This window comes from Nocardia sp. NPDC056000 (genome assembly GCF_042269265.1).
Classification (GTDB): domain Bacteria; phylum Actinomycetota; class Actinomycetes; order Mycobacteriales; family Mycobacteriaceae; genus Nocardia.
Genome location: NZ_JBHJXS010000005.1, coordinates 457,290 through 483,467, shown reverse-complemented (window position 1 = coordinate 483,467; position 26,178 = coordinate 457,290). Strand labels below are relative to the sequence as shown.

The 26,178-nt window shown below is 64.9% G+C and carries 28 protein-coding genes; 14 read left to right on the top strand and 14 right to left on the bottom strand.

The features are described from left to right. The first annotated feature begins 77 nt into the window (after positions 1 to 77). A complete protein-coding gene (locus ACFC4D_RS18020; RefSeq protein ID WP_376064672.1) occupies positions 78 to 446 on the top strand; it encodes a hypothetical protein in 369 nt (122 codons plus the stop codon). Here ACFC4D_RS18020 and ACFC4D_RS18015 read toward each other — a convergent pair. Next, on the bottom strand, positions 429 to 917 hold the full coding sequence (locus ACFC4D_RS18015; RefSeq protein WP_376064670.1) for a hypothetical protein: 489 nt from the start codon (positions 915 to 917) through the stop codon (positions 429 to 431). The genes ACFC4D_RS18020 and ACFC4D_RS18015 overlap by 18 nt on opposite strands. A 173-nt stretch (positions 918 to 1,090) precedes the next feature. On the opposite strand from ACFC4D_RS18015, the gene ACFC4D_RS18010 reads away from it, so the two are divergent. From ACFC4D_RS18010 to ACFC4D_RS18000, 3 genes are read left to right on the top strand one after another with little or no spacing between them, the layout of a single operon-like run. Next, on the top strand, positions 1,091 to 1,324 hold the full coding sequence (locus tag ACFC4D_RS18010; RefSeq protein WP_376064668.1) for a hypothetical protein: 234 nt from the start codon (positions 1,091 to 1,093) through the stop codon (positions 1,322 to 1,324). After that, positions 1,305 to 1,835, top strand: coding sequence for a DUF6879 family protein (locus tag ACFC4D_RS18005; RefSeq protein WP_376064666.1), 531 nt, complete (start codon positions 1,305 to 1,307; stop codon positions 1,833 to 1,835). The genes ACFC4D_RS18010 and ACFC4D_RS18005 overlap by 20 nt, the downstream gene beginning before the upstream one ends. Beyond that, positions 1,832 to 2,458, top strand: coding sequence for a helix-turn-helix domain-containing protein (locus tag ACFC4D_RS18000; RefSeq protein ID WP_376064665.1), 627 nt, complete (start codon positions 1,832 to 1,834; stop codon positions 2,456 to 2,458). The genes ACFC4D_RS18005 and ACFC4D_RS18000 overlap by 4 nt, the downstream gene beginning before the upstream one ends. A 44-nt stretch (positions 2,459 to 2,502) precedes the next feature. On the opposite strand, the gene ACFC4D_RS17995 is transcribed toward ACFC4D_RS18000, so the two are convergent. Further along, complete coding sequence (locus ACFC4D_RS17995) at positions 2,503 to 3,096, bottom strand: hypothetical protein (RefSeq protein WP_376064664.1); 594 nt, start codon at positions 3,094 to 3,096, stop codon at positions 2,503 to 2,505. Continuing rightward, the gene (locus ACFC4D_RS17990) at positions 3,093 to 4,469 is read right to left on the bottom strand and encodes an ABC1 kinase family protein (protein ID WP_376064661.1); all 1,377 of its coding nucleotides are present in this window, start codon (positions 4,467 to 4,469) and stop codon (positions 3,093 to 3,095) included. The genes ACFC4D_RS17995 and ACFC4D_RS17990 overlap by 4 nt, the downstream gene beginning before the upstream one ends. A gap of 140 nt (positions 4,470 to 4,609) precedes the next feature. Here ACFC4D_RS17990 and ACFC4D_RS17985 point away from each other — a divergent pair, with 140 nt between their 5' ends. Beyond that, positions 4,610 to 5,326, top strand: a complete 717-nt coding sequence (locus ACFC4D_RS17985; RefSeq protein ID WP_376064659.1) for a TetR/AcrR family transcriptional regulator — start codon at positions 4,610 to 4,612, stop codon at positions 5,324 to 5,326. On the opposite strand, the gene ACFC4D_RS17980 is transcribed toward ACFC4D_RS17985, so the two are convergent. Together ACFC4D_RS17980 and ACFC4D_RS17975 are read right to left on the bottom strand one after the other, a co-directional pair. Next, on the bottom strand, positions 5,254 to 6,270 hold the full coding sequence (locus ACFC4D_RS17980; RefSeq protein ID WP_376064657.1) for an alpha/beta hydrolase: 1,017 nt from the start codon (positions 6,268 to 6,270) through the stop codon (positions 5,254 to 5,256). The two genes, ACFC4D_RS17985 and ACFC4D_RS17980, sit on opposite strands and share 73 nt — an antisense overlap. A 196-nt stretch (positions 6,271 to 6,466) precedes the next feature. Then, positions 6,467 to 7,672, bottom strand: coding sequence for an esterase/lipase family protein (locus tag ACFC4D_RS17975; protein WP_376064654.1), 1,206 nt, complete (start codon positions 7,670 to 7,672; stop codon positions 6,467 to 6,469). Positions 7,673 to 8,040: 368 nt separating this feature from the next. On the opposite strand from ACFC4D_RS17975, the gene ACFC4D_RS17970 reads away from it, so the two are divergent. Next, positions 8,041 to 8,607, top strand: a complete 567-nt coding sequence (locus tag ACFC4D_RS17970) for a YdcF family protein (protein ID WP_376064652.1) — start codon at positions 8,041 to 8,043, stop codon at positions 8,605 to 8,607. Here the strand turns inward: ACFC4D_RS17970 and ACFC4D_RS17965 are convergent. Then, complete coding sequence (locus tag ACFC4D_RS17965) at positions 8,591 to 9,814, bottom strand: PucR family transcriptional regulator (RefSeq protein WP_375958650.1); 1,224 nt, start codon at positions 9,812 to 9,814, stop codon at positions 8,591 to 8,593. The genes ACFC4D_RS17970 and ACFC4D_RS17965 overlap by 17 nt on opposite strands. Before the next feature lie 464 nt (positions 9,815 to 10,278). Here ACFC4D_RS17965 and ACFC4D_RS17960 point away from each other — a divergent pair, with 464 nt between their 5' ends. Beyond that, positions 10,279 to 12,321 carry an AMP-binding protein gene (locus ACFC4D_RS17960; RefSeq protein WP_376064650.1) on the top strand — a complete coding sequence of 681 codons (2,043 nt, stop codon included), beginning with the start codon at positions 10,279 to 10,281 and terminating at the stop codon, positions 12,319 to 12,321. 3 nt (positions 12,322 to 12,324) lie between these two features. Here the strand turns inward: ACFC4D_RS17960 and hpnE are convergent, their stop codons facing one another. Then, complete coding sequence (gene hpnE / locus ACFC4D_RS17955; RefSeq protein WP_376064648.1) at positions 12,325 to 13,746, bottom strand: hydroxysqualene dehydroxylase HpnE; 1,422 nt, start codon at positions 13,744 to 13,746, stop codon at positions 12,325 to 12,327. A gap of 118 nt (positions 13,747 to 13,864) precedes the next feature. Here hpnE and ACFC4D_RS17950 point away from each other — a divergent pair, with 118 nt between their 5' ends. Beyond that, positions 13,865 to 14,479, top strand: coding sequence for a hypothetical protein (locus ACFC4D_RS17950; RefSeq protein WP_376064646.1), 615 nt, complete (start codon positions 13,865 to 13,867; stop codon positions 14,477 to 14,479). 23 nt (positions 14,480 to 14,502) lie between these two features. Beyond that, positions 14,503 to 14,871 (top strand): hypothetical protein, encoded by a 369-nt coding sequence (locus ACFC4D_RS17945; RefSeq protein WP_376064644.1) that lies wholly within the window; start codon positions 14,503 to 14,505, stop codon positions 14,869 to 14,871. On the opposite strand, the gene eno is transcribed toward ACFC4D_RS17945, so the two are convergent. Beyond that, positions 14,834 to 16,132, bottom strand: coding sequence for a phosphopyruvate hydratase (gene eno, locus ACFC4D_RS17940; RefSeq protein ID WP_376064643.1), 1,299 nt, complete (start codon positions 16,130 to 16,132; stop codon positions 14,834 to 14,836). The genes ACFC4D_RS17945 and eno overlap by 38 nt on opposite strands. A 110-nt stretch (positions 16,133 to 16,242) precedes the next feature. Between eno and ACFC4D_RS17935 the strand changes: the two genes are divergently transcribed. Next, positions 16,243 to 17,178, top strand: coding sequence for a LysR family transcriptional regulator (locus ACFC4D_RS17935; RefSeq protein ID WP_376064640.1), 936 nt, complete (start codon positions 16,243 to 16,245; stop codon positions 17,176 to 17,178). Here the strand turns inward: ACFC4D_RS17935 and ACFC4D_RS17930 are convergent. Genes ACFC4D_RS17930 through ACFC4D_RS17915 form a run of 4 tightly spaced genes read right to left on the bottom strand, consistent with a single transcriptional unit; the run spans position 17,157 to position 19,997 of the window. Then, entirely contained in the window at positions 17,157 to 17,777 is a 621-nt protein-coding gene (locus ACFC4D_RS17930) for a dihydrofolate reductase family protein (protein ID WP_375958662.1), read from the bottom strand. The genes ACFC4D_RS17935 and ACFC4D_RS17930 overlap by 22 nt on opposite strands. Continuing rightward, complete coding sequence (locus tag ACFC4D_RS17925) at positions 17,777 to 18,250, bottom strand: SRPBCC domain-containing protein (protein WP_376064638.1); 474 nt, start codon at positions 18,248 to 18,250, stop codon at positions 17,777 to 17,779. Before ACFC4D_RS17925 ends, ACFC4D_RS17930 begins: the two co-directional genes overlap by 1 nt. Then, positions 18,247 to 18,624 (bottom strand): metalloregulator ArsR/SmtB family transcription factor, encoded by a 378-nt coding sequence (locus ACFC4D_RS17920; RefSeq protein WP_364648882.1) that lies wholly within the window; start codon positions 18,622 to 18,624, stop codon positions 18,247 to 18,249. Before ACFC4D_RS17920 ends, ACFC4D_RS17925 begins: the two co-directional genes overlap by 4 nt. 56 nt (positions 18,625 to 18,680) lie before the next feature. Beyond that, entirely contained in the window at positions 18,681 to 19,997 is a 1,317-nt protein-coding gene (locus ACFC4D_RS17915) for a family 1 glycosylhydrolase (RefSeq protein WP_376064635.1), read from the bottom strand. A gap of 200 nt (positions 19,998 to 20,197) precedes the next feature. Between ACFC4D_RS17915 and ACFC4D_RS17910 the strand changes: the two genes are divergently transcribed. The 4 genes from ACFC4D_RS17910 (at position 20,198) to ACFC4D_RS17895 (ending at position 23,797) form a co-directional block, all read left to right on the top strand. Beyond that, on the top strand, positions 20,198 to 20,644 hold the full coding sequence (locus ACFC4D_RS17910; protein ID WP_376064632.1) for a hypothetical protein: 447 nt from the start codon (positions 20,198 to 20,200) through the stop codon (positions 20,642 to 20,644). Between the two features lie 90 nt (positions 20,645 to 20,734). Continuing rightward, positions 20,735 to 21,631 (top strand): DUF1295 domain-containing protein, encoded by an 897-nt coding sequence (locus tag ACFC4D_RS17905; protein WP_375958670.1) that lies wholly within the window; start codon positions 20,735 to 20,737, stop codon positions 21,629 to 21,631. Beyond that, positions 21,628 to 22,758, top strand: a complete 1,131-nt coding sequence (locus ACFC4D_RS17900) for an FAD-dependent oxidoreductase (RefSeq protein WP_376064630.1) — start codon at positions 21,628 to 21,630, stop codon at positions 22,756 to 22,758. Before ACFC4D_RS17905 ends, ACFC4D_RS17900 begins: the two co-directional genes overlap by 4 nt. Before the next feature lie 529 nt (positions 22,759 to 23,287). Further along, the gene (locus tag ACFC4D_RS17895) at positions 23,288 to 23,797 is read left to right on the top strand and encodes an SMI1/KNR4 family protein (protein ID WP_376064628.1); all 510 of its coding nucleotides are present in this window, start codon (positions 23,288 to 23,290) and stop codon (positions 23,795 to 23,797) included. Here ACFC4D_RS17895 and ACFC4D_RS17890 read toward each other — a convergent pair. Both ACFC4D_RS17890 and ACFC4D_RS17885 read right to left on the bottom strand, forming a co-directional pair. Then, on the bottom strand, positions 23,783 to 25,513 hold the full coding sequence (locus ACFC4D_RS17890; protein WP_376064627.1) for an AMP-binding protein: 1,731 nt from the start codon (positions 25,511 to 25,513) through the stop codon (positions 23,783 to 23,785). The genes ACFC4D_RS17895 and ACFC4D_RS17890 overlap by 15 nt on opposite strands. Before the next feature lie 58 nt (positions 25,514 to 25,571). Further along, a complete protein-coding gene (locus ACFC4D_RS17885; RefSeq protein WP_376064625.1) occupies positions 25,572 to 26,177 on the bottom strand; it encodes a hypothetical protein in 606 nt (201 codons plus the stop codon). Between the last annotated feature and the right edge of the window lies 1 nt (position 26,178).

Sequence of the window (26,178 nt, the reverse complement as noted above, 5' to 3'; positions counted from 1 at the left end):
GTCCAGTTTCTGACCGGTTCTGTGTTCCGGGCAGCGAGGAGGCGATTCAGGTGAATGGCGACTACAACGATCAGAGAATGCTGGACGAGCTGAGGGCCCACCGCGATGTGGTGCAGATCCTCGATCTGGTGTCCGAGTCGGGTTGCAGCACAGCGCTACTGGTGAGAATGGTGGGGGCGCCGCACAGTGAGCTGGTGTCCGCACTCCGCTTGATCGCGGCCTACGGCTTGCTCGCCACGGAAAACCCGGAGGATTGGGCCGATCCCGTGGCGATTCCCGGATCGATCCGGCTGTCCGACAAGGGCGAGGCGGTCGCCGAGGCGCTCTCCGCGCCGAAGATGCGTCGTACCCCGCACGTGCGGAGCTGGCGGTCGGGGCGCGATCTGATGCTGCGTGGATTCGCCCGCCACACACCCGGATCGGCGACATCACCGGTTCCGGGGTGATTGCCGGGGCCGAAGTGGCGACACAGCACCCCGAGAGTAGGTCTCTTCCGGATTCACGGTGATCACGTCGAATTGCTCGACGAGAGCAGCTGGCACCTCACTATCGCAAAAGTGCTCGGGACTGGGCACTATGACCGCCTCTGCATCGAGCCGCGTTGCCTGTGCTTTCAACCGGGCCAGCGGTGGCCGTCCGAACTTCGGGTCATAGATCACCATGTCTGCGAAGTCGTAGCCGAGACGAGCTGCAAGCCTGCGGATTTGGGTTTGATCCCAGAGCCGAGCCGATCCAGAAATGTCTGTGCGAAGGTAGCCGATTGCGGTCGGCCTATGTACCACCACTGCCTCGCTCTCGTCCCGCCTGATGGGCGCCCCGCGCCCGCGAAACTCGAGGTAGAACCCCGAGTAGTCATCGGATTCGTTTCCGGCGCTTTGAAGTTCGAGCAGTCCGCCGGCGAATTCGTACAGCGCCATGGACGAACACGCTAGAGAGTTCGGGTCACTGAAATCCACGATGTTTCTTCAGATTTCTCCAAGCCAAATGATTCGTTGACCTGCGGGAGCGACGTCGGGGCAAGAGCACAACTGGAAATCAATCACCGACGCTGTACCTCGGGGACAGTGACTACGTAGTCCAAGGTTGGTGGGTGACCGACCATCCGGACCTGATCGAGATTCCCCATGCACTCCTTGCCTACCTGGAGGCCGGGACCTGTCTCGGGGTTGTGCTCACGGATACCGGACACGGTACTTTCACACTCACAGGTGAGCCGATCCTCGATCCGGATGTACTCGCCGAGATGGACATCCCGGACCACGAAGCTGGCGTGAAAGTTCCTGTAGGGCAGGAGATTCGACCTGATGTTGCTGCATCGCGGTGAGGACGCCGACCGCCTGTTCGGTCTGGAATGGACGCTCGCGGTCCATCTCGAACTCCAGGACACGTATTCGACGCCCGCAGAAGACGAACCTTTCCGCAAGTTCATGGCCGGCGAACCTGACGACTACACGTGGTTCACGGGCTGGGGCGATGTTGTTCGGGCGGCCACGGCACGGAAAAAGCTGATCCGACGCGTCCGAGTGGTGTCGGAACCGCATACGGACTACTCGCGGTTCGCGCTGGCGGTCACTCCCTTGAACATCGCTGCGGGAGAAGAGGTTCGGTACATCCCTCGTCACAACGTCGATGCGGCATTGCTCAGCGGCGACGATTGGTGGCTCTTCGATGACGACCTGGTCGCCTTCAGCGTGTTCAGCCCTGACGGTGCGGGAGAAGGGCTGGCGACAACTACTGATCCCATAATCGCGGCGCATATCCGACAGGTTCGGGATCGGCTGTGGCCGTTGGCCATCCCGTACGCGGACTACATCGGGGTATCCGCGGATCGGTGACCGACTCTGCACAGCAATCCAGACGAGCCCTTAGCGGGCAGTTACGAGACATTCGCAAGGACGCCGGACTGACCGCCAGGGCACTCGCGCACGCCCACGGGTGGCCGCCATCCAAGGTCTCAAAGCTGGAGCACGGTAATCAAACTCCCAGCGAAGCGGATATCCGCGCATGGTGTAGTTCGTGTGGCGCGGGTGCGCAGGCAGCCGATCTGATTGCAGCACTTCGTAACTTGCAAGCCGCGTACATCGAGATCAAGCGTATGCGGCTGCCGCACCGACAGCGGCAGTCGATCGTCTGGGAATCGGAAACCAGCCTTATGCGCTGGTACGAACCGTTTTTGGTGCCCGGCCTGCTACAGACACCCGCATACGCCCAAGCGGTCCTCAGTCGCGCCCTGGACTTCTTTCACAACTCGCACGAAGACCTGGAACCTGTGTTGGCCGCCCGAATGGAGCGGCAACAGGTGTTGTATCGGGGCGATCATCGGTTCAACTTCGTTATAGCTGAGCAGGTTCTACACACGACGGTCGGCAACGATGACGTCATGGTCGGTCAACTCGACCGACTGTTGATCGCGATGGTGTTACCCCGCGTCGTGCTGGGAATCGAATTGAGCGGCTGAGTCACCAGCACTGCTCCGAGTTGGAGCGGTGAGAGCTATTCGCTTCACGGGATGACGTAGGTGGCTTCGACCTGGTCGGTGATGGTCGGGCCGTATGGATCATTCGGATCATAGAACTCGATGTCAGGGCGGATGCCCGGGCGGAGAGTCCACATCGGGATCGGCGTGAACCGGCCGGTCAACCAGTCGACAAGATAGTTGGTCACCGTTCCGTCGTAGTAGCCCCACTGGATTTGGTCCGCGTCGGTGAAAACAAGGGTCCATCTATCGGGATTCGGGTCGTGCGCATCCCAGAGTGCGTAGCAGCCCCCGAAGGATGCACCCCACTGGATCAGGGTCGCCGGAGTGACCGAGACGCCGGGAGGAATTCGGGTCGGTGGATCACCGATGTCCTCGGCTGCCAGATGCACGCGTGATGCGAAGGTGACGTCAGCCAAATCTATGTACTCATTGGCGCTCGGCCTGAACATGTGCAGTCTGTTGCAGAACCGGATGTCTCCATAGGCCTCGAACAGGAGCTTGAAGTCCTGCGGGATCTCGGTGACGCCGAGCCGTTTCTCGACGGCCGTCCAGTCGAAAGTGCGACCGTACCCGGCCGGCGGAGGCAGTAGCTGCTTCAGATCGTCGAGCGCGGTCATCGCATCGACTCACGCCATTTCGCTGTCACACAACCGATCTCGGTGGTGGGCGGCTCGTTGTACAGCCATTCGCGGGCGATGCGGTGCCAGTTGTTGGTGGAGACGAGTTGGCCGAGGGCGGCGAAGGTGAAGAGGTCGGCTCGGCGGGAGAAGACGTGTTCGGGGGGTAGGAGTTGTTTGCGCATGCCTTGGAATTCGGCGGAGCGCGGGTTGACGGCGAGAATTACTGCGCCGGTTGCTAATTCGGGGGTGATGGTGATTTCTTCGTCGAGCAGGTGCCAGCCGGTGGCGGCCCAGACGTAGTCGAGGCATTCCTGGGCGCTGACGCCGGCGCGGGGGTCGATTATGCCGCGGTCCACCCATTGGCGGTGGATGTCTTCGCCGCGGTGTTCGGCGGCGGCTTGCAGGGCGGTGCGTTCGAAGCCGACGTGCAGGGGGTCCATGCGGTGGTAGAGGCCGAAGTCGACGAAGGCGAGGCGGCCGTCGGCGGCGAGCAGGATATTGCCGGGGTGGGGGTCGCCGCAGAATTCGTGATCGGTGAACAGGGAGGTGATGTAGAAGCGGTAGATGAGTTCGCCGATGCGGTTTCGGTCGGCGTCGGGGAGAGTGCGCATGTGGTCGAAGGGGCGGCCTTCGACGAATTCGGTCACCAATACGTGGTGTCCGCAGAATTCTTCGATGCTGTCGGGGACGGTGATGTAGGGGTGGTCGCGGTAGCGGGCGGCGACCAGATGCTGGGTGCGTGCTTCGCGCGGGTAATCGAGTTCGGCGCTGATATTGCTGGCGATCTCGTCCAGTACGCCCGCGTCGGCCGCGCTCGGTAGCGCGGATTTCCATAGCTTGCTGAAGAATTCGAGGTTGCGCAGATCGGCTGCGACGGCCTCGTCCACACCGGGATATTTCACCTTCACCGCGACGGTGCGGCCGTCGTGCAGCCGCGCGCGATACACCTGCCCGATCGAGGCTGCCGCTATCGGCGTCTCGTCGAAGTCGGCGAACACGCCCGATAGCGGTCCGAGGTCGTCCTCGATGACCTGCCGCATTGCCGGGAACGACACCACGGGAGCCCGATCGCGCAATTCGGCGAGTTTGGCCCGGAACATTTCGCGATGCGATTCGGGTATCAGGCCGACATCGAGAACGGACAGCATCTGCCCGATCTTCATCGCGCCGCCCTTCATCCCGCCCAGAATGGTCACCAACTGCTGCGCGGCCTGCAATGCGGAGCGTTCGGCGAGAATCGCGCGCGCTTCCTCGGGTTGGCCGATCATCGCCAGCCGGGTTCCGGCGCCCCGGATGGCCTGTCCGGCGGCCAAGCGACCCATCCGGCTGCCCCTGGTCAGCCGTCCCTTGGGTACCCGACCTGACGCCATGCGCACCTCCATGGGCCTGCGCGCGGGGGTGCATGCCATCAGCCCTGTGGCGCAATAACTTACAGCATCGCGAAACGATCTTCGAGAGCCGGAAAATGAGCAATACTCATCCTTACCGGAAAGTAGGGAGGGAGGTCGAGATGCCGCCCAAGAATGCAGGTCAGCGACGTCGCCCGGCCCAGCAGCGTTCGAGAGAGACCAGGGAACACATCCTGGACACCGCCGCGCGATTGTTCGGTGAGCGCGGTATCAATGACACCTCGACGAATCGCATCGCCGCCGAGGCCGAGGTGAGTATCGGCACCGTATACCGCTATTTCGCCGATCGTTCGGTCATGGTGGACGAATTGCTGGGCCGCCTGCTCGACCGCATCGAGCGCGCTTTCACCGAATGGCTCTCGGGCTTTCCGCAGCACTCGGTCGCCTCGCAGCCGGATTTCACCCGCGCAGCGGTGGTCGTGGAGATCCTGGAGGTATTCACCGAGGAACTCGTCACCAACGCGAAACTGGTGCGCGCGCTGGTGGGCGGCGTGCAGTTCTACAGCAGCGGCCTGCCCGAGTTCGAGCCGCGATTGCGGCTATTGGTCAAGGTGCTGCTGATTCAGATCCTCGGACCGGGCAATGACCGCAAGTACGACGTGATGGCATTCGTATTCGTCAATACCGGCTTCGCGGGCGTGCTGCGCGCCTCCGCGATCGAGGTCGATCCCGACGAACGCGCAGAGATCATCACCATGACCGGCCGGATGATGGCCTCGTGGATCGAAGCCGAGATCGCGATGGATCAATTGCCGCCCGGCACACCCAGTCCCGCGGCAAGCACCGGCCAGGACCGCACCAGAGCGTCCTTCCAGTAACCCCAGGAGTGGGTGCCGGTCGGCTGGAAGTCGAAGGTGGCGGGAATCCCGAGATCGACCAACCGCGCCTGCAGGTTGTGCGTGCACCAATTCACCGCCGCCTCGAGCACCCCGCCGATCACCAGCTGATTGACGAAACCCCTTGGCCCGCTTTGCATGTATTGACCGTTGTAGACGTCGTACATGCCGGGGACTCCGGTGCCGGTAGAGACGAACAGTGCGGTCCCGCGCAACTGGTCCGCATGCACATACGGATCATTGGCCGCCCACATCGGATCATCGTCCGGCCCATACATATTCACCGTATTGCCGCCGCCCCAGCCCTCGACCGCGGTCTTGACGAACTGCCTGCCGATGGGATCGCTGATCTGCGCGCACCCGCTGTAGGCCGCCACCGCGCGATACAGCCCAGGCGCGGCGATCGGAAGCTGCAACACCGATGTGCCCGAAGTCGACAGTCCGGCAAGGGCATTCACGCCGTTGGTATGGAACTCCGCGTCGATCAGCGGCGGCAACTCCTCGGTCAGGAACGTCTTCCACTTGTACACACCGAGTTTCGGATCTGGTGCGCGCCAGTCGGTGTAGTAGCTCCACCGGCCCCCGATCGGCTGCACCACATTGACGTTCTTGTCCGCGAGGAACCCCAGCACATCGGTGTTGCGCTGCCAGGTGGCGCTGTCCTGACCGCCGCCTCCGCCGTTGAGCAGATACAACGTCGGCGCGGACGCCGAAGTATCGGGCGGCCGTTGCACATTCACCATGATGTCGGTGTTCATCGCCGCCGAGTGCACCCGCAATTGCACGGTGCGCCCGTCGAGCGCCCAGGACCCGGTGATCGCGGACCCATCATCCGGGGCCGCCTGCGCGGGCACCACCATCGCGAATAGGACCGATGCGGTGGCGAACACACTGCGGCACAAGAGATTCAGGGATCGATTAGACATCTGCGCTAACTCCTCGAACGAAAAATGACGCGAGGCCCACCGGGGTCAGGGAGCCCCCGGCGGGCCTCGCGCGCAGGCTGCGGAGCTCCGGCGAGAGCACGCACGGGTCCAGCGGCACTCGGCGAAGTGCGGGCCTGCGAGGTGTACCGGATGCCGTCAGGGTGCGTGGACGGCCCGATACACGTGTGTGGATCGGCTACAGCGAGCCGCCACCGCCGACGAGCGGCGGGTTGAAGGTGCACTGCAGTGGAACGCTGTGCGCCGGGTCCAGTGCCCGCAGCGCGATCGACAGGGCACGCGGGGAGTACATCATCGTCAGGTGGTCGGACAAATCCTGATCGCAGCCGTCCTGCAGCACGATATTGTCCACGTGCGCCCCCGGGACCGCCTTGAGGAAGGTCAGCTCGTAGGGGTTGGTGACCTCGTCATAGCGGGTGCCGACGACGGTGTAGTCGATGCCCGGGATGGTGTCGCCGTTGGCATTGAGCTTGTTCACGAAATCCGAGCCGATGGTCTGCTGAATTCCCGCGTGGCCCACGAAGATCTCGATGAGTCCCAGCACGTCGATGCCCGCATTGTTGATCATGCGGCCGAGCGCGCCGATGCCGTCGAGCGAGGTGCCGTGATGGGTGGCACCGAAGGTGACCAGGTGCTGCACCTTGGGGCCGCCGCCCTCGAACTTGGTGTACCAGTTCGCCATTGCCCCGCCCTGCGAGTGCGCGACGATATCGACCTTCGGCGCGCCCGTCGCCGCGAGGACGCGATCCACGAAGGCAGCCAACTGCTTCGCCGAATCCTGGATGTAGCCGGTGCCCATCACCCCGGGCAGGACCGAGCCCAGCCCGCCGCCCTCGAGCATGTTGGAGCGCCCGTAGTTGAAGGTGAAGGTGCAGTAGCCCGCGTCCTTGATCGGCTGGCCCATATAGGCGTAGCCGTTGTAGGCGTTCATCCAGGTGCCGTGGATCAGCAGCACCGGGCGCGGATGTTCGGCCGTCGGCTTGCAGTTCCAGTCGTTGGCCCCGGGCGGGGTGGCGTCGGGATGGGCGAGCCCGTAACCGAACGCGGCCAGCCACGAGGTCATCGACGGCCCGTAAGTCGTTGTGTCGGAAGAGTATCCACCCGAGGAGCCCGAGCTGGAACCGGAGCCGCCGTAGCAGTCGCCCGAACCGTTGCCCGATCCCGCGCCGCTGCCGGAGTTGCACGAGGACCCTGAGCCCCCGCTGCCGGAATCGGCGATCGGCCCGCCTTTGAGTCCCGCGTTGATGTAGTCGGCGAGGTTTTGTTCGGTGGGCGCGGGATCGGGGGCCGCGGTGGCGGTCGTCCCGGCGAATCCGACCGCCAGCAGGGAAACCCCGGACAGAATCGCTGACCGTAATGCCCGTGGGCGGGTACTTCGTCTCATTGTGTGCCTTTCTCCGGCCCGATGTACGTCGAGTTCGCTTGCCGCACAATGGGTGGCGGCATCGAAACCGGGATCAAACTAAGCCGGGGCGAGGGCAGGCCAGAAGAGACTGCCGAGGTATCTGGGCGGTTCACCAAATAAGGGGATCCGATTCATGAAGCGCAACAGAGTATTTCCGACAGCTCTATTGACGGCGATTCGCCTCTGTCCGAACAGGATTCGTCCGTCCGTCACAATACCGCGCGGACTCGGTGGTGATCTTTCCAGTTCTCGCAAACTATTGCGCACTTTCGACTCAGGCTCACGAATCATCGTGAAACGCCCGGCGCTCCTGCCGGGCATTCCCGCATGGCATTTCTGGAGTTCCCGTGCGCCACTTCGTATTCGCTCCCCTTTCCCGCCGAATCCGCCGCGCGGCCGCGACCGCGGTGCTCGCCACCGGTGTCGCGGCCGTCTGTGTGGCACCCGCGCGGGCCGAGTTCCCGCCCGCGCTGGGGCCGGACTCGGCCATCGTCATCCTGGGTTTCGGCCTGCTGCCCGACGGCACCATGCGTCCGGAGCTGATCGACCGATTGCGGGCGGGCTATGTCGAGGCGCTGGTGTCCACGGCCTCGCCGATCATCGTGACCGGCGGAAATCCGCAGGCCGGGGTCACCGAGGCCCAGGCCATGGCCGAGTGGCTGATCGCTCGCGGAATGCCGCGTGAGCGTGTGCATTTGGAGCAGGCCGCGCGTTCGACGGTCGAGAACGCCGAATTCTCCGCCGAGGTCATGGACACGCTCGGGGCTCGCGATGCGGTCCTGATCACCTCGGGATATCACCTGCCCCGGGCGCTGGCTACATTCGGCGCCGCGGGGGTCTCGGTGAGCGGCACCTACACGCCCGATGAATTACTCGAACTGATGCGCGTTTTCGGCCCTAACGCTGATCGTTGAATGTCCGGGCGATCAGCGCCGAACGCAATTGCCACAGCCCGGAATTCGCCGCCGGATCGAATCCGGTGAGCTGGCGCACGCGTTTGATCCGGTAGTCGACGGTATTGGTGTGGATATGCATCAGATGCGCCGTGCGCTGCCGATTCAGATTGTTGCTGATATGACAGCGCAAGGTCTGCAACAGTTCTGGATAGTCATCCAGCGGGTCCAATAGCGCGCCAAGGGTTTCACGTCCCGGTCCAGGCCGGGTGAGCTGATATTCCAGCGCCATATCGGTGAATCGATACAGTCGCGCCACACTGTGCAGGCGCTTGACCATATCGAGCAGCTCGTGCGCGCGATCGGCCGCGGACGGCACATCATCGGGCGCGCTGATCACCACCGTCGCCATGACTGGCACATGCGCCGCCGCCGAGAGCCGCGCCACCAGTTCGTCGAGCTCGCTGTCCGCCAGTGCGGTGGTGGGAATGAGCACCGTGCCACCGTCGACGCTCAACAGCGCCAAAGCCGTTCCGGCGCAGCGGGTCGCCAGTTCGGCTTGCAGTCGCCGCAGTTTGCGCCGCGCCACCACCTCCCCGTCGAGCATCGGATGCAGCTCATCAGGATGACGCGGAATATCAAGGGCCAGAACCGAATACTCCGCCGCGAGCTCGATCCCGCATTCGCGCGCCATGGTCGAGGTCGAATGCCCGCCCAGTAGCGCCGAGGTCAGCGTGTGCACGGCGTTGTGGTGTTCGCTGACCACCGCCTTGTGCTCGCGCACATAGGCGTGCGCCACGGTGACGCTGATGGCGTCGAGCATCTCGATCACCCGCTTGGCGCCGTCCATGAGATTGGTGTGGTCCTGCGCCGAGGAGTTCGCGGAGATGAGGTCCATCCCGTATTTGAAGCCCTCGTGGATGGAGTGCAGGATGCTGTCGATCGGCACGCCCTCGCGCGCCCAGCCGCCGGCCGTCTCGGCCAATCGCCCGATCTTGGCGGGCATGTCCTGACCGTCGAGCATCCCGACGGCCATTTCCAAACACACGCGCGTCACCGAGGTGACCTCACCGGCGAGGAAATCTCCGGGCATGGTGCCGCAGGGCGCCACCTTGTCGACGAAGAGTCCCACCAGTTGTTCCGAAACCGTCCGCACATCCTGGAGTGGGTTGGACATTGGTCTGCCCGACACGGTCAGGCCCGTTCTGAGTGCTCCCTCGGTGGTCATCGTTGACTCCTTCCGTTGTGGTCTACCGCACGTCAACGGTGGAGTTCGAACTCTAAAGTGGTCGAGGGCTCACTTTCTACTCTCCTTCGCGGCGCATTGGGTGTGATCGACAATCTAGTCTCTACCTGCGGTTATGTAGCGAAGAGGTGAACTTCGAGCCGCTGCGACCGCACACTTTCGACAACAATGCTCAGCTTTCGGCGATAGCGAATCACGACCACCCCGAGGGCCTACCTGCGGGGAAAGATCGAGAATTTTGGGAGAGTTCGGCAGTAACGCCCCACCCGCGCTGGTATTCACCACAAACCTGTTCCGCCTCCGGTCATCGGCCGAAATACGCTGTTACCGTTGATATTCGGAATCCGCCGACGCATTCCACTCCCCGAGTGCGCGGCTGTCCCGATCGTCATGGACACCTGGTAGAACGGCCCGCGAAATTGGTTACCGAAATCTTCGATACGACAGTGGATTTGCCGGTCGCACCGGAATCGGTCCGGGAACTGCTGGTCGACCCGCAGCTGTATCCGAGGATATTCGCCGGGGTCGGCGCCTGTGAGCAGCTCGAAACGCTCCTCGACGGGCTGACCTGGCTGATCCGCATCGGCACCCCCGCCACCGGGGTGAGCTCCCGCCGCGCCATCTTCCGACCGGATCGGCGCGGCGGGCTGCAATTGCGATGCCTGGAAACCGGTGCGCTGGTGAATGTGCGGTTGCGCAAGCGGGACGAGCACACCCGGCTCACCGTCACGTTCTTCGGAGCCGGGCGCATACATCCCGCGGTGGCCGAGCTATCGAATACCGAGGTCATCGCCTGGGTCGAGGCCGGATTGCACCGGCTGGGGGAATTGCTCTCGGGCGCGGACACCTCGGTTGTGGTCAATGGCGAGGATCGGCCGCTGCGGCGGCGCGCGCAGGTGGCAGGGCAGATCATGTCGACCGGCGTGGTGCGGCCGCTGCGCCCGATCCGCTCGGTGAAACAGATTGGCGGCCTGGCGAAATGGGGGTTCAACCTGGCGGGCGGTTATGCCGCCGCGGCCGCGTACACACCCGATCGGATCGCGGTGATCGATGACCGCGGTTCGCGGACCTTCCGGGAGATGCATGACCGCAGCCGGGCATTGGCGGGCGCGATGTCCGGTCTCGGACTCGGTCCGGGGGACGCGATCGGACTGCTGTCGCGCAACCATGCCGAGATGGTCGAGACCATGGTCGCCGCAGGCAAACTCGGCGTTGACGTCTTCCTGCTCAATGCCGGACTCTCCGCGCGGACCATCGAAGATATCGTGCAGCGGCACCGGCTCACCTCGCTGTTCGCCGATCAGGAACTGGTGCCGCTGATCGACTATCTGCATCCCGACATCCATCGCTACCTCACCGACGCACCGGATGCGGACGATTCGGTGGACGGCTTGATCGCACAGGGCGGCAAGGGCTTTCGCGCTTCGTCGCGTCGAGGCCGATTGATCGTGCTGACCTCGGGAACCAGCGGCACCCCCAAGGGCGCGCGCCGTCCGCATCCGCGCGGGTTCGCCACCATCGCCGCGCTGCTGTCCCGAATCCCGTTGCGCATGAACGAGACCATGGTCATCCCCGCACCGCTGTTCCACACCTGGGGTCTGGCGGCGTTGCAACTGAGCACCGCGCTGCGCGCGACGGTGGTGCTGCCCAGTCGATTCGACGCGCAGGACTGTCTGCGCCTGATCGCCGAACATCGCGCGAGCACCCTCATCGTGGTCCCGACCATGGTGCAGCGCATCCTCGACCTGCCGCTCGAGGTGCGCACCCGCTACGACCTGTCGAGTCTGCGCGTGGTCGCCAGTTGCGGTGCGCCACTGGCCGGTCCGACGGTGCTGCGCTTCATGGACGCGTTCGGTGACGTCCTCTACAACACCTACGGCTCCACCGAGGTCTCCTGGGCCTCCATCGCCACCCCGGCGGATCTGCGCGTCTCCCCCACCACCGCCGGGCGACCGCCCCTGGGCACCCGGGTCTCGGTGCTCGATCAGAACCGCAAGGCCGTCCCGATCGGTGCCATCGGCCGCATCTACGTCGGCAACCACATGCTTTTCGACGGTTACGTCAACTGCCCGCCCCCGGACGAGGCGCGCGGCCTGCTCGACACCGGCGACCTCGGCTACCTCGATGTCGCAGGCCGTCTATTCATCGCGGGCCGCGACGACGAGATGATCATCTCCGGCGGCGAGAACGTCTTCCCCCGCCCCGTCGAAGAGGCCCTGTCCCACCTCCCGCAAATCAGCGAGGTCGCCGTGGTCGGCGTCCCCGACCAGGAATTCGGCCAGCGCCTGGCCGCCTACATCGTCAAACGCGAAGGCTCCGACCTGGATCCGCACATGATCCGCACCTACATCCGCCACCGCCTGAGCCGCTTCAGCGTCCCCCGCGACATCGTCTTCCTCCCCTCGCTGCCCCGAGGCGAAACCGGCAAGGTCGTCAAACGCCTGCTCACCGGCGGCCTCTCCGACAACCTCGCGCCGTCGCCATACTGAGTGTCACGGTCGTGTCGAGGAGCCACCGAGGTGAGCCATCACGGCGTCCACTGCGCGCGTAGCACTTTCGGCGGCGGCCTCCATGGTCGAGGGTAGTTCGGTGCGGGTCCAGTCCCCGGCCAGGAACAGGCCGGGAATCGAGGTGCGTTGGGGTAGGCGCAGGTCTTCGAAACCGGGTTGGGCGGAGAAGGTGGCTTGCGGTTGGTGGATGACGTGAGTGCGCAGCACCTGTGCGTCGATGGAATCGGGGTAGTGCTGGTGCAGCGATTGCAGTGCGCGGGAAATGAATTCGGCGTTCTTGAGGTGCAGTACATCGTAGGAGGCACTGACCGCGAGGGCATAGCAGTGGCCGTCGGCGGTGTCGCCGTGCATGCCGCCGGTGTCGAATACCCACTCGATCGTGGTGTCGCGCAGGTTTTCCGCGAGCCGCCGCATGCGCAGCGGGCGGTCCAGCCAGACGTACACGCTGGAGATCGGGGCGGCCTCGATTTTGCGGGCCGGGGCGAATTCGTCGAAGCGGCCGAGGTTTCCGTGATCGATCAGGGTGGTCAGCGACCAGGGCGGGACCGCGAGGACGACGGCATCGGCGGTGATGGTGCGGCCGTCGGAGAGTTGTATGGCGGTGGCGCAGTCGCTTTCCAGCACAACATCGGAAATGCCTGTGCCGGTCAGGATTTCGGCATGTCTGTCGCGCAGGAACTGTTCGGCCGGAGCGACGAAGAGCTCGTGCAGGCTTACCCGCGGCCACACCGCGTCTCCGGCCCGGGGATTCCCCGCCAAGGCGCGACCGGTCAGGAAATGCAGCGCCTGTGCGAAGGTGTACGCCGACACCCGTTCCGGCTTCTCGTTCAGCAGGCCGATCACGAACTGATCCAGCACGAGTGCACGCAGCGAGTGCGGAGCGCCGATGCTATGGAACCAGCGATCCACCGTGACCGAAACCAACTCCGGTCGCGGCTTGCGTGCGGCCGCGGCCAATGCCAGCCAGGTTCGCAGGGCGGCAAGGCGATCGCGCAGCGGAATCGGCGGCCAGGCCAGCCAGGCCAATCCCAGCACGCGATGCGTCCGGCGTGGCAGCCATTTCGGCGATCGCATGGTCAGCAGTCGATCGGGCCCCGTCCGGACCGCGAAAGGCGGTGCGTCCCAGAGCAATCGATCCCGGGTCCCGATCGTGCCGGTGTATCGCAAGAGCGCGTCGTAGCAGCCCGCGAACAGATGCGGTCCGTTGTCGACCAGCCCCCGCACTCCGGCGACCTCGAACGACATCGTGCGGCCGCCGAGCCGACCTCGCTTCTCCACCAATGTAATTCGATATCCACGCTCGGCAAGCCACACCGATGTCGCGAGCCCGGCCAGTCCCCCGCCTACCACCACGACATGCGATGCCTCGTTCGTGGGCTGTTCCGATCGCCGGTGGTACGCCATGGCCGTCTCCAGTCCGATTCCCAGTTAAGTTAATACGGATTCTATCTATACCGCATCCTTGAACAGCACCACTATGTAAATATGTGCTCCAACATTCACAGAATGACGAGGTGGGCTCATGAGCGATTCCGATACGGCCGGTTTCCACCGCAGGAGACCGAAGGCCGCGCGCCCGGGCGCGCTCGTACCGGTCCCCACCGGCCCACTCGATGCCCGCACCGAACGCGCGGTCGTCACCGAACTCCTCACCCTGCTTCCGGCGACGTCAACTCCGGAGCTGGCGAAGATATCGAACATGCCCGAGGCCGCCATCGACGATCTGCGAATCTCCTTGCTGCTCAACGGTGATTCGAAGCCGGCGCGGATTGCCCGCTACCGCCGCCGCGCGCTGCGCGCGGCCCGTGCGAACGAATCCGCCGGATCGCCCCCGGCCGCCATGAGCCACTCGCCCATGCTGCGCGAGTTGCGTCGCAACTCCACCCTGCGTGACACCGAGTCCGGCCGCCGTCTGCTGCGCCGACTGGATCTGCCCAACTTCCAGGATCCGCATTGGGAACGCATCCTCGGCGAACTGCCTCCGCATCGCATGGCCATGCTCGCGAGTCTGGCCAGAGACTGCGCCGACCGCTGGCGTGCCCTGGCTGACACATTGGAAACCGGAACCCGCACACCATATGGCAAACTGTCTGAGACAAGATCGCTCGCGGAGTCGCCCGACCCGGACCGGGCGTGATCCAGCGAACCCGGGAGCGAATCATGACCAGTAGCAGAAGACAACGTCAGGCTGAGCAAGCACTGATCGCGGGTAAGACTCCCAAGAACCCGGTCGTCATCACCGCGCGCACCCCCGACAGCACCCGCGCCCGACTCTTCGGCCTCGGATTGGCTGGGACGGGGGCGGCGCATTTCACCGCTCCGCAGATCTTCGATCCCCTCACCGGCAAAGCCTTCCCGCACTCGACTCGCAGCTGGACCTACCGCAACGGTTTCACCGAACTGCTTGTCGGCCTGGCCATCACCTTCCGCCGCACCCGCCCCCTGGGGACCATCGGGTTTCTGGCCTACGTCGCCTTTCTCGCGAGTCGCCTCACCTCGAGCTCGGGGTCCACGCGCCCGCAAGCGTGAGGGCTCCCGCGTAGCGGGCCTGAGGGCCGAGTTCGGCTTCGATGCGCAGGAGTTGGTTGTACTTCGCGGTGCGATCCGAGCGCGAGAGTGAACCGGTTTTGATCTGTCCGCATCCGAGGGCGACCGCGAGATCGGCGATGCTGGTGTCCTCGGTCTCGCCCGAACGATGCGAGATAATCGATGAGTATCCGGCCTGCTGAGCGATAGCGGCGGTGTCGAAGGTTTCGGTGAGGGTGCCGATCTGATTGATCTTCATCAGGATCGAGTTCGCCATGCCGGTTCGGATACCGTCGCGAAGCAACTCGGGGTTGGTGCAGAACACGTCGTCACCGACGAGCTGGCAGCGATCGCCGACGGCGGCGGTGAGTGCGGTCCAGCCGTGCCGATCGTCTTGTGCGAGAGGGTCTTCCATGGAAACGATCGGATAGCCGTCGAGCAGTTTCGACAAATAGGCGATGTGTTCATCGATCGTCCTGACGATGCCTTCCCCGCGATAGTGATACGCACCGTCGATGAAGAACTCCGAGGCCGCGGGGTCGAGCAGCAGAACGACGTCCGTACCGAGTCGGTACCCGGTCGCCTCGACCGCCGCCACGATGTAATCCAGCGCCTGCTCCGCCGTGCGCAGATTGGGTGCGAACCCGCCCTCGACACCGACATTGGTGTTCTCGCCCGCCGCGGCCAAATCGGCACGGAGAGTGTGGAATACCTCCGTCCCGATCCGCACCGCCTCACCGAAGGTGTCCGCTCCGACGGGGGCGATCATGAATTCCTGGAAGTCGAGCGGATTGTCCGCGTGGGCTCCCCCATTGATGACGTTGAACATCGGCAGCGGCAGCAGCCGAGCCGCGGCCCCGCCGAGGTAGCGGTACAACGGAATTCGGTGTGCCGCGGCGGCGGCCTTGGCCACGGCCAGCGAAACCCCCAGCACGGCATTGGCTCCGAGCTTGGACTTGTCCGCGGTCCCGTCCAAGCTGATCATCGCGTGGTCGATCGCCGCCTGATCCTCGGCATCCATCCCGACCACGATCGACGCGATATCGGCGTTGACATGCGACACCGCGGTAAGGACGCCGCGACCGCGAAAACGCGACCGATCCCCATCGCGCAATTCGACCGCCTCGCGAGTACCCGTCGAGGCCCCCGATGGCACGCCGGCCCGGCCGATCGAATCGTCCTCGAGGCGCACGGTGACTTCCACGGTCGGATTGCCTCGGCTGTCGAGGATTTCGTATCCGACCACCGACTGAATTCGCGTCACTGCAGATCACTCCCTGTTCTGGATGCTGTGCCGACTGGCGTGATCAGTGTCGCGGGGGTGAATACACCGCCGGTAGAGCGTGTTTCCTCGGTGCCCCATAAGGTTGCCCTATGGGTCTGTCGCCGAGAGTCACCGATCTGGGACCGTACGAGCTGCTCGCCACGATCGCAGCCACCGGCAGCATCGGCGCCTGCGCCCGGCACCACGGCCTGTCCCAGCCCGCGGTCAGCACCCGCATCCGCGGACTCGAACAGCGCTTGGGACTACTGCTGCTGGACCGTCATCCGCGCGGGGCCACCCTGACCGAAACCGGACAGCTGGTGCTGCGCTGGGCGCGTCCGGCGCTGGAAGCGACCGCCGGACTCGACCAGGCGCTGCACACCTTGACCGGAACGTCCCCGGCCCATCTGAGGCTGGCGGCGAGCACCACCATCGCCGAATTCTTCCTGCCCACCTGGTTCGCGGAACTCCGAAATCGCCTGCCGGGCACCAACATCAGCCTGCTCTGCCACAACAGCGCCGATACCGTCGCCCTGATCCGCCGCGGCGGTGCGGAACTGGGTTTCGCCGAGGCCGGACACATTCCCGCCGAACTCGAACACCGCCCGGTGGTGCGCGATCGACTCGTCGTAGTCGTCGCCCCCGATCACCCCTGGGCCACCCGCCGTGAAATCACCGCCACCGACCTGGCCACCGCACCGCTGATCCTGCGCGAGACCGGCTCGGCCACCCGATCGGTCCTGCACGACCGCCTCTCGACCCTCCCCGAACCGCTGACGGTGGTCCCCGCAATGGAACTCACCTCCGCCACCGCCATCAAGAACGCCGCGGCCAGCGGCCTGGGCCCCGCGGTCCTGAGCGAACTGACCGTCCGCGACGAACTAGCCGACCGCACCCTCATCGAAGTCCCGATCCCCACCCTCACCCTCGAACGCAACCTGCACGCCTGCTGGCGCCCCCACCACCGCTTCACCCCACCGGCCCGCCACTTCCTGGAGATCGCCGCCGACAACGCCCGGGACGGTTACCGGGCTCGGACGGCGTAGGTCAGGTGGGTGGCGCGTTTGCCGGGCTCGGCGTTGATCTGTTCCAGGGCAATGCGACTGGCGTCGATACCCTCGAAGAGGCGGATGCCGGTGCCGAACAGGACCGGTGAGAGGGCGATGGAGAACTCGTCGATCAGGCCGGCGTTGAGGTACTCCAGGATGGCAGTGCCGCCGCCCGCGATGCGGACGTCTCGGTCTCCGGCGGCGGCGCGGGCTTGGTCGAGGGCGGTCTCGATGCCGTCGTTGATGAAGTGGAAGGTGGTGCCGCCCAGGCGTTTCCAGGGCTCGCGCCGTTCGTGGGTGACCACGAAGACCGGGGTGTGGAAGGGGGCGTCCTCGGGCCAGGCTTTTTCACCGGCGTCGAACATGCGCTTGCCCATGACACTGGCTCCGGTGCGTTCGAATGTCGCACGGGCGATGTCGTTTTCGTGGCCTTCCTCGCCGCCCTGGCCGAGCCCGCCGTTTTCGCGGAAGAAGCGCAGCGGGAAGACCCACTGCTGCAGCTCCATCCACTGCTTGCCCATCAGCTCCTCGGCGGATTCGGGGGCGATGAATCCGTCCAGTGACATCGATACGCTGAAGAAGACTTTTCCGGCCATCAGTTCTGTGCTCCCTTCGAAACGATTTCGGTGATGTAGGCGTCGAGCTTGGCCAGGGTTTGGCGGCCACCTTCGACGGCGTGGTACTTCTCGGCCGCTTCGTCGCGCAGTTCCTTGGTGGGGAATATCGTGCGCATTTCCAGCCGGGTTGAGGTGCCGTCGGGGGCGAAGGTCAGGATGGATTCGAAGGCGTTCGGATCGTCCTGGAATTCACCGTGCCGCAGCGTGATTCGCTCCGGGGCGGCGATCTCGGTCCAGGAGATCCACTCCTGGTAGTCGGTTCCGTCCGGGCCGCGCATCACGAAATCCCATGTGCCGCCGACGCGAAAGTCGAATGTGCGCGTGGTGGTGGTGAAGCCTTCCGGTCCCCACCACTGCGAGAGGTGGCGGATGTCGGTGAACGCCTCGAACACCAACTCCCTCGGGGCGCTGATGCTGCGGGAGATCACGATCTCGCGGTCGGCCGTTGTCATTGATCCCGAACCCATTCGGTTGTCCCTTCGTTTGCCGTTGTGGATGGCGCCTGCGCGAGGGTTTGCACGTATGCGTCCAGCCGGTCGAAGCTCGCGTTCCAGAACCGCTCGAAACCACCCGCCCATTCGTGAATCGGTCGCAGGCCGGTGGCGTCGAGGCCGTACAGGCGTTGTTTGCCCACTTTGCGGTCCCTGACGAGGCCGACCTCCCGGAGTACCCGTAGGTGCTTGGAGGCCCCGGGCTGGGTCAGACCCAGCTCCTGGGCCAGCTCGGTCACCGGGCGCTCACCACCGCGCAGCAGTTCCAGGATCTCCCGTCGCTGCGGCTCGGCGATCGCGTTGAAGACGTCCGATGTCGTCGCTGCTCGTGCCATGCGACCATCATATTCCCATATCGGTATGCGTCAAGCCTCGCCGCTCAGCTCAGGCTTCAGCGTGCAGTGACCGGGGTAGCGCAGCTTGCGGGCGGATCCACCAGCTGACAGTCCGCGACCGGGCGGACCGGCAGGTAGTCCGCGGCCACGCCATCGTGGGCGATGATGTCGCGGTAGGTGGCGACCGCGTCGGTGGGGATGCGCGTCAGGGCCGGATCGGTGCGCACGTTGACCGTGTAGAGGCCGAATCGCGGTGCGTACGAACCCCATTCGAAGTTGTCGGTCAGGCTCCAGTAGTTGTAGCCGATGACGTTCATGCCGTCGGCCTTGGCACGCTGGAGCCAGTAGACGGTGTCCCGTAGATGATCCGAGCGGGTGTAGCCGTCCGCACGGGGATGTCCGTCGTAGGTGGGCATCCCGTTCTCCACTATCCACAGCGGTTTTCCGGGGAACTGTCGCGAATAGTGTTGCAGCGCATAGTAGATACCCTCCGGGCTGATCGGCAGATCCCACATGCCCGCGGGCGCGGCCGCCGCGCCCTGTGTTTGCGCGGCGAGTTCGGGTGCGGCATAGCCGAAGTAGTAGTCGACCCCGATGAAATCGAGCTTGTCCCCGATCAATGCCATCAACGGCCCGTTGACCTGCGATTCCGCCCCGGCGACATAGCCGACGTTGCTGGTTACCAGCGCATTCGGCTGCACCTGATGGATGTAGTCGTAGATGCCGTTGTGCGCCTGCGCCACCCGGCCCAGCATCTGATCGGCGTCGGTCCCGTTCTGGGTCACCTCGTGCATGATGTAGGCGACCGGCTCATTGATCGTCACCCACACCGGGTTGCGCACCGCGTACCGGTCCACCACCTTGCGCATATTGGTGAGCCAATCCGCCACCATGCCCGGGTTGCGCCACCCGCCCCGATCGGCCTCCCACCCCGGATACACCCAGTGATCCAGCGTCAGCATCGGCCGCATCCCGGCCGCGACAATGGCATCGATCAATCCGTCATAGAACCCGAAGGCCGCCGAATCCCACACTCCCGCTTGCGGTTCCAGCCGAGCCCACTCCAACCCGACCCGAAAGACCTTGACGCCCATCTGCTTCGCCAGCGCGATATCGGACCGGTACCGAGACCGGAAATCGACCGAATCACCGAGCCGGTCCCACCCCGGATTGGCCTCGATGTAGCGGGTCCAATTGCTATCGGGTGACTGACCTTCGGATTGAAACCCGGAAGCGGCCACACCCCACAGGAATTCATCGCCGAGCACACTCGCGAGCCGCTCCGGCGCGGTACCGGCCGTCCCGGGCACCAGGAACAAAACAGCGACCATGACCAGCCAGATCGCGACAAGGCAACGAAATCGAGTGCGCATCAGCACTTCCCCGGAGACTGCACTCGAATTGAGTGAAAACTACTACTGACTCCTGGATAGCTGCGCTTTATCTCGGGAATGTGCCGGACAGATAGTGGTTTGGCTCAATATCGCGCCCGTCGAGGTTGCCGAAACGTCGCCCGGGGCACCCGTGTCGGCGTTATCATTCACTCGGACACGACATTTGGCCTGGAGGCGCGGTGTTGCAGTACATTGCTTTGGCAACCCTGCTCGCCACCGCCGCATCCGGTCTGATCATTCTCGGCGCCTGGCTCACCCGCAGCGAAGTCCGCCGCGCCCGTACCCGGCACGGCCGCCACCGCCGCCTCCCCCCGACCCTGGTCTTCGGCCACATCGCGCTGGCCCTGGCCACGGTCATCACCTGGCTGCTCTTCGTCCTCACCGGCACCCGCCCCATCGCCGCCCTCGCCGTCGCGTTCCTCATCCCGACCGCACTCCTCGGCTTCACGATGCTGCTGCGCTGGTACCCCACCTACCGCACCGGCGAACCCTTCGGCACCGCCCCCGGCGCCGCTCACCGCCTCCCCCCAACCCGCAACCTCCCGCTGCGAATAGTCATCACCCACGGTTGCTTCGCGCTCGCGGCCGCCACCCTCATCCTGGCCGCGTTCGTGTCCACCCACTGACCGGCAAGACGACAACTACTCTTGCCGCGGCACGCGATCAGTTGCCTCAGAACGCTGTTAACTAGAACTCGTTCTAGGTACGGTCGGGGCATGAACAAGACCGGGTCGATTGTGCGCGTCGGGGTCGCGTATGTGCTCGCCTTCGGGGCGGGTGGTGCGTGGCTGGCGTGGGGGCCTGAGACGGCGAGTTTGCTGCTGGATGGATTGATCGCCGATGTGATCGCGACCTTGGTGGTGTTCGCGGCCAGTCGGGTGCACAAGAACTCCAGCTTCTATGACGCGTACTGGAGTGTGCTGCCGCCGCTGTTGATGATCGCGTGGTGGGTGAAGCTCGATTCGGGTGGGGCGCGGGCCTGGCTGGTGCTGGGGGTGATCGTGTTCTGGGCGGTCCGGTTGACCGGGAACTGGGTGTACGCGTTTCCCGGTTTGCATCATGAGGATTGGCGCTATCCGATGATTCGGGCGCGCGCGGGTAAGGCCGAGGCGCTCGCCGATCTGGTGGGGATTCATCTCTTTCCGACTTTGCAGGTCTTCGCCGGGATGCTGCCGGTGTACGCGGTGTTGACCCATACCGATCGCGGCATCGGGTGGCTCGATATCGTCGCCGCCGTGGTCGGCATCGGCGCGGTGGTGCTCGAGTTCACCGCCGATCTGCAGATGTATCGCTTTGTCGCGCATCGCCGTCCGGGTCAGGCCATGGATCAGGGGCTGTGGAGTTGGTCGCGGCATCCGAATTACTTCGGGGAGTTCGCCTTCTGGCTGTCGCTGGGGCTGTTCGGCCTGGCCGCGGCACCGCACGCGTGGTGGTGGGTGTTGCTGGGCGCGGTCGGCATGTACGCGATGTTCCAGGGCGCGAGCATCCCGATGATGGAACAGCGCAGCCTGGAACGCCGACCGGAATACCAGCGTGTGATCGACCGGGTGCCGCGTTTCGTCCCGCGCCCGCCGCGCAAGGTGAATCGCGAAGCGAGTGAGCACATCGCATGAGCCGCCCGCGCATTATCGTTGCGGGCCTCGGGGATACGGGCCTGCTGACCGCGATTCACCTCGCCAAACACGCTGACGTGCTGGGCATTTCCGCCAAGCCCGGCCTGGTCAGCGGTCAGGAGCTGGGTATGCGACTGTCGCGTCCCGGCGAATGGGCGCGCGACTACTGGGTGCCCTTCGATCGCTTCCATCGACTGGACTCGGTGCGCACCGTGCACGCCAGCCTGACGGGCCTGGATATCCAAGCCCGTCGCGTCCATTTCACCGGCCCCGACGGAACCCCCGCCACGGAACCCTATGACGCCCTGGTGATCTCGACCGGAGTATCCAACGGCTTCTGGCGACGCCCCGAGCTGCAAACCCGTGACCAGGTCGCCGCCACCATCGCCGCAGACCACGCACGCCTCGCGACAGCGGATTCGGTGATCGTCCTGGGTGGCGGCGCTGCAGCGGTCAGCACCGCGTTCAATGTCGCCACCACGTGGCCGGGCAAACAGGTAGACCTGTATTTCCCAGGCGACCGAGCACTCCCCCATCACCACCCCCGGGTGTGGCGCACATTGAGTGCTCGACTCGATCGCCTCGGAGTCGGACTGCACCCCCGCCATCGCGCCATCATCCCCGACGACTTCGCCTGCGACGACATCACCGGTGACCCGGTCGAATGGAGTACCGGTCAGCCGAAAACCAAAGCCGCAGCGGTACTCTGGACCATCGGCCGAACCGTCCCGAACACGACCTGGCTCCCCCGAGAACTCTTGAACGAGAACGGTTTCGTCAACGTCGACCGCTACCTCCGCGTCCCCACCGCCCCCGGCGTCTACGCGATCGGCGACGTAGCCGCCACCGATCCCCTGCGCACCTCGGCCCGCAGCCGCGCCGATTCCCTACTGGCACACAACATCCGAGCGGACCTCACCGGCGGCGAAGCCAAACCCTTCCTCCCCGCGCGCCGCCGCTGGGGTTCCGTGGTGGGCACCCAGCGCAACACCCTGGAGATCTTCACCCCAACCGGCCGAGCCATCCCCATCCCGGCCTGGTCCCGCCTACAACCATTCATCGTGCGCCGAGGCATCTACGGCGGCATCAGGAATCAGCCACATAATCCGGCCGACCCGGTGAAATAACGCCCCGCACCGCACGGTAGAGATCGACGGGCAGTCCTGAGCCTCAGAAGTCCTGGCCGCCTGCGGGCATTCCACCCCAGGGTCTACCGGATCCCCAACTGCCGTTACTGCCACCGCCCCTGCCGCGCGGCTTGAAACGGCGACCGCCATGAAACGAGGTCAGGTACGCGTCCCGCCAGCGCGGCCAGTCCAGATATGTTTGCCCAGCATCCTGCCGGTAGCGCCGGTACCTACTTCGCGCCCTGGAGAACGGCAATTTGGTCTCCCGTGCAGCCCTTCTCGCCGCAGCGCGCGCCTGTGCGATTTCTTTGGCTGAGAGTGGGACGGGAGGATCGGCGAAAATACCCGCGCTACGCAGCATCATCATTCCCCTTGTTGGCTGCTGTCGGTCATTTTCGATTGTCCGAGTCGCCGACACATCGGCACCAGACCGAGATTCTGGGGTGGCGGAATCTAGAGTTGCCCCATGGGTAACGCTGAAATGTTGCCATCGACTGGTGGCGGGGCTCATGGTGACTGGGTGCCATCGATGATTTCGATGTTGAAGGCACAGCAGCGGGACTGGTACGACCGCAATTCCGGGACCGGACGCATGTCGGAGTGGATGTTGACCGCACCGAACCCGGGTGCCGCACCGGACGATATCCACGCCGCGGAAACCACTCTCGGTCTCCGGTTCGATGATCAATACCGGCAGTGGCTCTCCCACGTCAACGGCTGGACCGCATTCTCCGGCGGCGGTGATCTCTACCCGCTCGGCGACATTTCGAAGAACTCCCCGGAGCACCGCGCCATGCTCGATATGTTCCGCGAATCCTTGATCGAGCCCGGTGATCTCGAAATGGATTCCTTCGACAACCTGGTTCTCATCGGCGGCACTCCCGACGGCATCCAATATGTCACCGTCGGCAGCCCCGAACAGCGGTGGACCACCGCACCGGTATGGGAAATCGAGGACATCGAATACACCCGATTCGGCGATCTGAAGGAATTCTTGACCCGAGAGGTGGTTTCGCGGAGAGGTCTAATGCTCGGGTGACCCGAGGGATTCGGCCAGGTCGGTGAGGGCCTTGTGTTTGAGTTTGCCGGTGGTGGTGCGAGGTAGGTCCTGGACGAAGTGGACATCGCGCGGGACCTTGTAACGCGCCAGGTTCTGGTTGACGTGGGCGCGGACTTCTTCGGGGGTGAGGTCGGCGGTGGGTTTACGGACTATGAAGGCGGCCAGGCGTTGGCCGAAATCGGCGTCGGGAACGCCCCAGACAGCTACCTCGGCTATGGCGGGGTGGGTCAGGAGGGTTTCCTCTACCTCTTGGGGGTAGACGTTCTCGCCGCCGGAGACGATCATCTCGTCGTCGCGGCCGTCGATGAAAAGCCTTCCAGCGGAGTCGAAATGGCCTACATCGCCGGTGCTCATGAAGCCGTCGATGACTTCCTTGCCGCCACCGCCGCTGTAGCCGCTGAATTGGAATGGGTTGCGGTTGAAGATGCGTCCGGTGATATCGGGTGGGACCGGGGTGCCGTTGTCGTCCAGGAGACGGAGCCGGACCAGACCGCGGATAGGGCGGCCCACGGTGCCGGGGGCGGCGCGCAGATCTTCGGGGAGAGCCACGGTGCAGGGCCCGATTTCGGTGGAGGCGTAGGCGTTGAACAGGATGTCGCCATAGGCGTCCATGAATTCGGTGCCCAGGTGCGGGGGCAGCGGCATGGCACCGCTGGGGACCGAAACCAGAGACGCGGTGTCGTAGCCGGTGCGGACTTCCACGGGCAGGTCCATGATTCGCTTGATCATGGTCGGGACCAGGAATGCGGCTGTGGCGCGGTGCTTTTCGATGCTGGCGAGCACCCATTCGGGCGAGAAACGGGTGGTCATGATCAGGGGTGAGGTGGTGGCCAGACCGCTGACGAGGCCCAGCATGCCCATGACGTGATGCATGGGCGGCGCGAGCACCATGGGCCGTCCCGGAATCGGGATCGCGCGCAAGCGCGCGAAACGCGGTGCCTCGGCGGCCAGCATCAACAAGCGCGGGTGCAGATAGGACGCCTTCTCACGTAGTTCGCGAATTCCCATGCGCCGCAACGCGCCCTTGGGAGTGCCGGTGGAGCCGGAGGTCAGAATCACCAGCTGGCTACCGCGTGCGGGACGCACCACCGCGCGCCGGGTGCGGGCCACCAGTTCGTCGATGGCGGGCACCGGTGCGCCCGAGACGGTGGAAACCGGCGGCAGGCCCCCGTGTTTCGCGATCACGCGCACCCCGGTGAACCCGGCGTGCTCGACCCGCTGATGGAATTCCGCATCGTAGATCAGCACGTCGATGCCGTCGCGCTCGATGACCCCGCGCAATTGCGGCCCGGGGAAGTCGTAGTTCATCGGCACCAGATCGGCCGACAGCCGCGCCCCGGCGAGCAACCCTTCGACGAAGCCGCGGTGATTGCGGCACAGCACCGCGACCTTCGACCCCGGTCCGACGTCGTAGTCATCACGCAGCGCCGCCGCGAGACGGATCACTCTGCGCTGCAACTGCTCCGCCGTGATCGCGCCCTCGTCATCGATGACGGCGGGCCGATCCGGATGCCGCGCCGCCGACAGCGCCAGCAGCGTCGCCAGCCCGACCCCGTGCCGAAGCGCGGCAACGGTCGCCGGCGCGCGGCGCACCGGCACGGTCCGCAGGGCCGCCCGGGTGAGCGGCACCCAGTATCGGGCGGCATCGGCCAGCGCGGCGGTCGGTGACGCGGTACCGCGCCCGGTGTCATTCATGAGTCATCCATTCCGGCGGGAAGGTTTCGAACGGCGTACCCGGTCGGGCCGCCCGCATTCACTTGAGCGGCAATGCCGCGGCGGTACCGCCGACGTCGGTGATCTTCCAGTCCGCGTTCTTGTCCACGGTGATGTTGTAGGTGACGGTCGTCTGCACACCCTGCGGGTTCTGCGCATTGGTGGAGGTGACATTCACGAATACGTCCACCTTGTAGCTGCTGCCGGACACCGATTCGGCCTTGGCCGCGATCGGCGAGGCGGTGGAGGTCCATTGCAGCGGCACCATCAGCTCCTGCAACTTGGGCGCGGTCGCGTCGAACGTATTGGCAAGCTGCGGAACGGTATTGGTCTTGAGCTTGGCCACCCAGGAATTGAAATCCTTGTAGTTGATGGTGGCCGCGCCCACCGCGTAATCGGTGGCGACCTGCTCGGCGTGCCTATCGTCGGCCGCCGCGGCCGTACGATCGGCCAGCTCGCCGCGCGACTGCCACAGCAGCACACCGACGGTGCCCGAGACGAGCAGCAGCACCACCGCCACCGCCCCGGCGATCAGCGTGGACACCGGCAGTGACAGCGTCACCGACAGCTTGCCCGCACGCGTATCTTTCTGCACCGCTTCGGTTTCCGACACCGCGTCGTCGCTCGTCTTCTCCAGTGTGGTCATA

What these genes read in the sequence shown, in the direction of transcription:
- ACFC4D_RS17950 (WP_376064646.1), top strand. Translation starts at nt 13,865, where the DNA reads ATGAGCGATTCCGATACGGCCGGTTTCCACCGCAGGAGACCGAAGGCC.
- ACFC4D_RS17985 (WP_376064659.1), top strand. Translation starts at nt 4,610, where the DNA reads ATGCCGCCCAAGAATGCAGGTCAGCGACGTCGCCCGGCCCAGCAGCGT.
- ACFC4D_RS17905 (WP_375958670.1), top strand. Translation starts at nt 20,735, where the DNA reads ATGAACAAGACCGGGTCGATTGTGCGCGTCGGGGTCGCGTATGTGCTC.
- ACFC4D_RS18015 (WP_376064670.1), bottom strand. Translation starts at nt 917, where the DNA reads ATGGCGCTGTACGAATTCGCCGGCGGACTGCTCGAACTTCAAAGCGCC.
- ACFC4D_RS17930 (WP_375958662.1), bottom strand. Translation starts at nt 17,777, where the DNA reads ATGGCCGGAAAAGTCTTCTTCAGCGTATCGATGTCACTGGACGGATTC.
- ACFC4D_RS17990 (WP_376064661.1), bottom strand. Translation starts at nt 4,469, where the DNA reads ATGGCGTCAGGTCGGGTACCCAAGGGACGGCTGACCAGGGGCAGCCGG.
- ACFC4D_RS17980 (WP_376064657.1), bottom strand. Translation starts at nt 6,270, where the DNA reads ATGTCTAATCGATCCCTGAATCTCTTGTGCCGCAGTGTGTTCGCCACC.
- ACFC4D_RS18005 (WP_376064666.1), top strand. Translation starts at nt 1,305, where the DNA reads ATGTTGCTGCATCGCGGTGAGGACGCCGACCGCCTGTTCGGTCTGGAA.
- ACFC4D_RS17895 (WP_376064628.1), top strand. Translation starts at nt 23,288, where the DNA reads ATGATTTCGATGTTGAAGGCACAGCAGCGGGACTGGTACGACCGCAAT.
- hpnE (WP_376064648.1), bottom strand. Translation starts at nt 13,746, where the DNA reads ATGGCGTACCACCGGCGATCGGAACAGCCCACGAACGAGGCATCGCAT.
- ACFC4D_RS17925 (WP_376064638.1), bottom strand. Translation starts at nt 18,250, where the DNA reads ATGACAACGGCCGACCGCGAGATCGTGATCTCCCGCAGCATCAGCGCC.
- ACFC4D_RS17975 (WP_376064654.1), bottom strand. Translation starts at nt 7,672, where the DNA reads ATGAGACGAAGTACCCGCCCACGGGCATTACGGTCAGCGATTCTGTCC.
- ACFC4D_RS18020 (WP_376064672.1), top strand. Translation starts at nt 78, where the DNA reads ATGCTGGACGAGCTGAGGGCCCACCGCGATGTGGTGCAGATCCTCGAT.
- ACFC4D_RS17995 (WP_376064664.1), bottom strand. Translation starts at nt 3,096, where the DNA reads ATGACCGCGCTCGACGATCTGAAGCAGCTACTGCCTCCGCCGGCCGGG.
- ACFC4D_RS17885 (WP_376064625.1), bottom strand. Translation starts at nt 26,177, where the DNA reads ATGACCACACTGGAGAAGACGAGCGACGACGCGGTGTCGGAAACCGAA.
- ACFC4D_RS17945 (WP_376064644.1), top strand. Translation starts at nt 14,503, where the DNA reads ATGACCAGTAGCAGAAGACAACGTCAGGCTGAGCAAGCACTGATCGCG.
- ACFC4D_RS17890 (WP_376064627.1), bottom strand. Translation starts at nt 25,513, where the DNA reads ATGAATGACACCGGGCGCGGTACCGCGTCACCGACCGCCGCGCTGGCC.
- ACFC4D_RS17920 (WP_364648882.1), bottom strand. Translation starts at nt 18,624, where the DNA reads ATGGCACGAGCAGCGACGACATCGGACGTCTTCAACGCGATCGCCGAG.
- ACFC4D_RS17965 (WP_375958650.1), bottom strand. Translation starts at nt 9,814, where the DNA reads ATGACCACCGAGGGAGCACTCAGAACGGGCCTGACCGTGTCGGGCAGA.
- ACFC4D_RS17935 (WP_376064640.1), top strand. Translation starts at nt 16,243, where the DNA reads ATGGGTCTGTCGCCGAGAGTCACCGATCTGGGACCGTACGAGCTGCTC.
- ACFC4D_RS17915 (WP_376064635.1), bottom strand. Translation starts at nt 19,997, where the DNA reads ATGCGCACTCGATTTCGTTGCCTTGTCGCGATCTGGCTGGTCATGGTC.
- ACFC4D_RS17900 (WP_376064630.1), top strand. Translation starts at nt 21,628, where the DNA reads ATGAGCCGCCCGCGCATTATCGTTGCGGGCCTCGGGGATACGGGCCTG.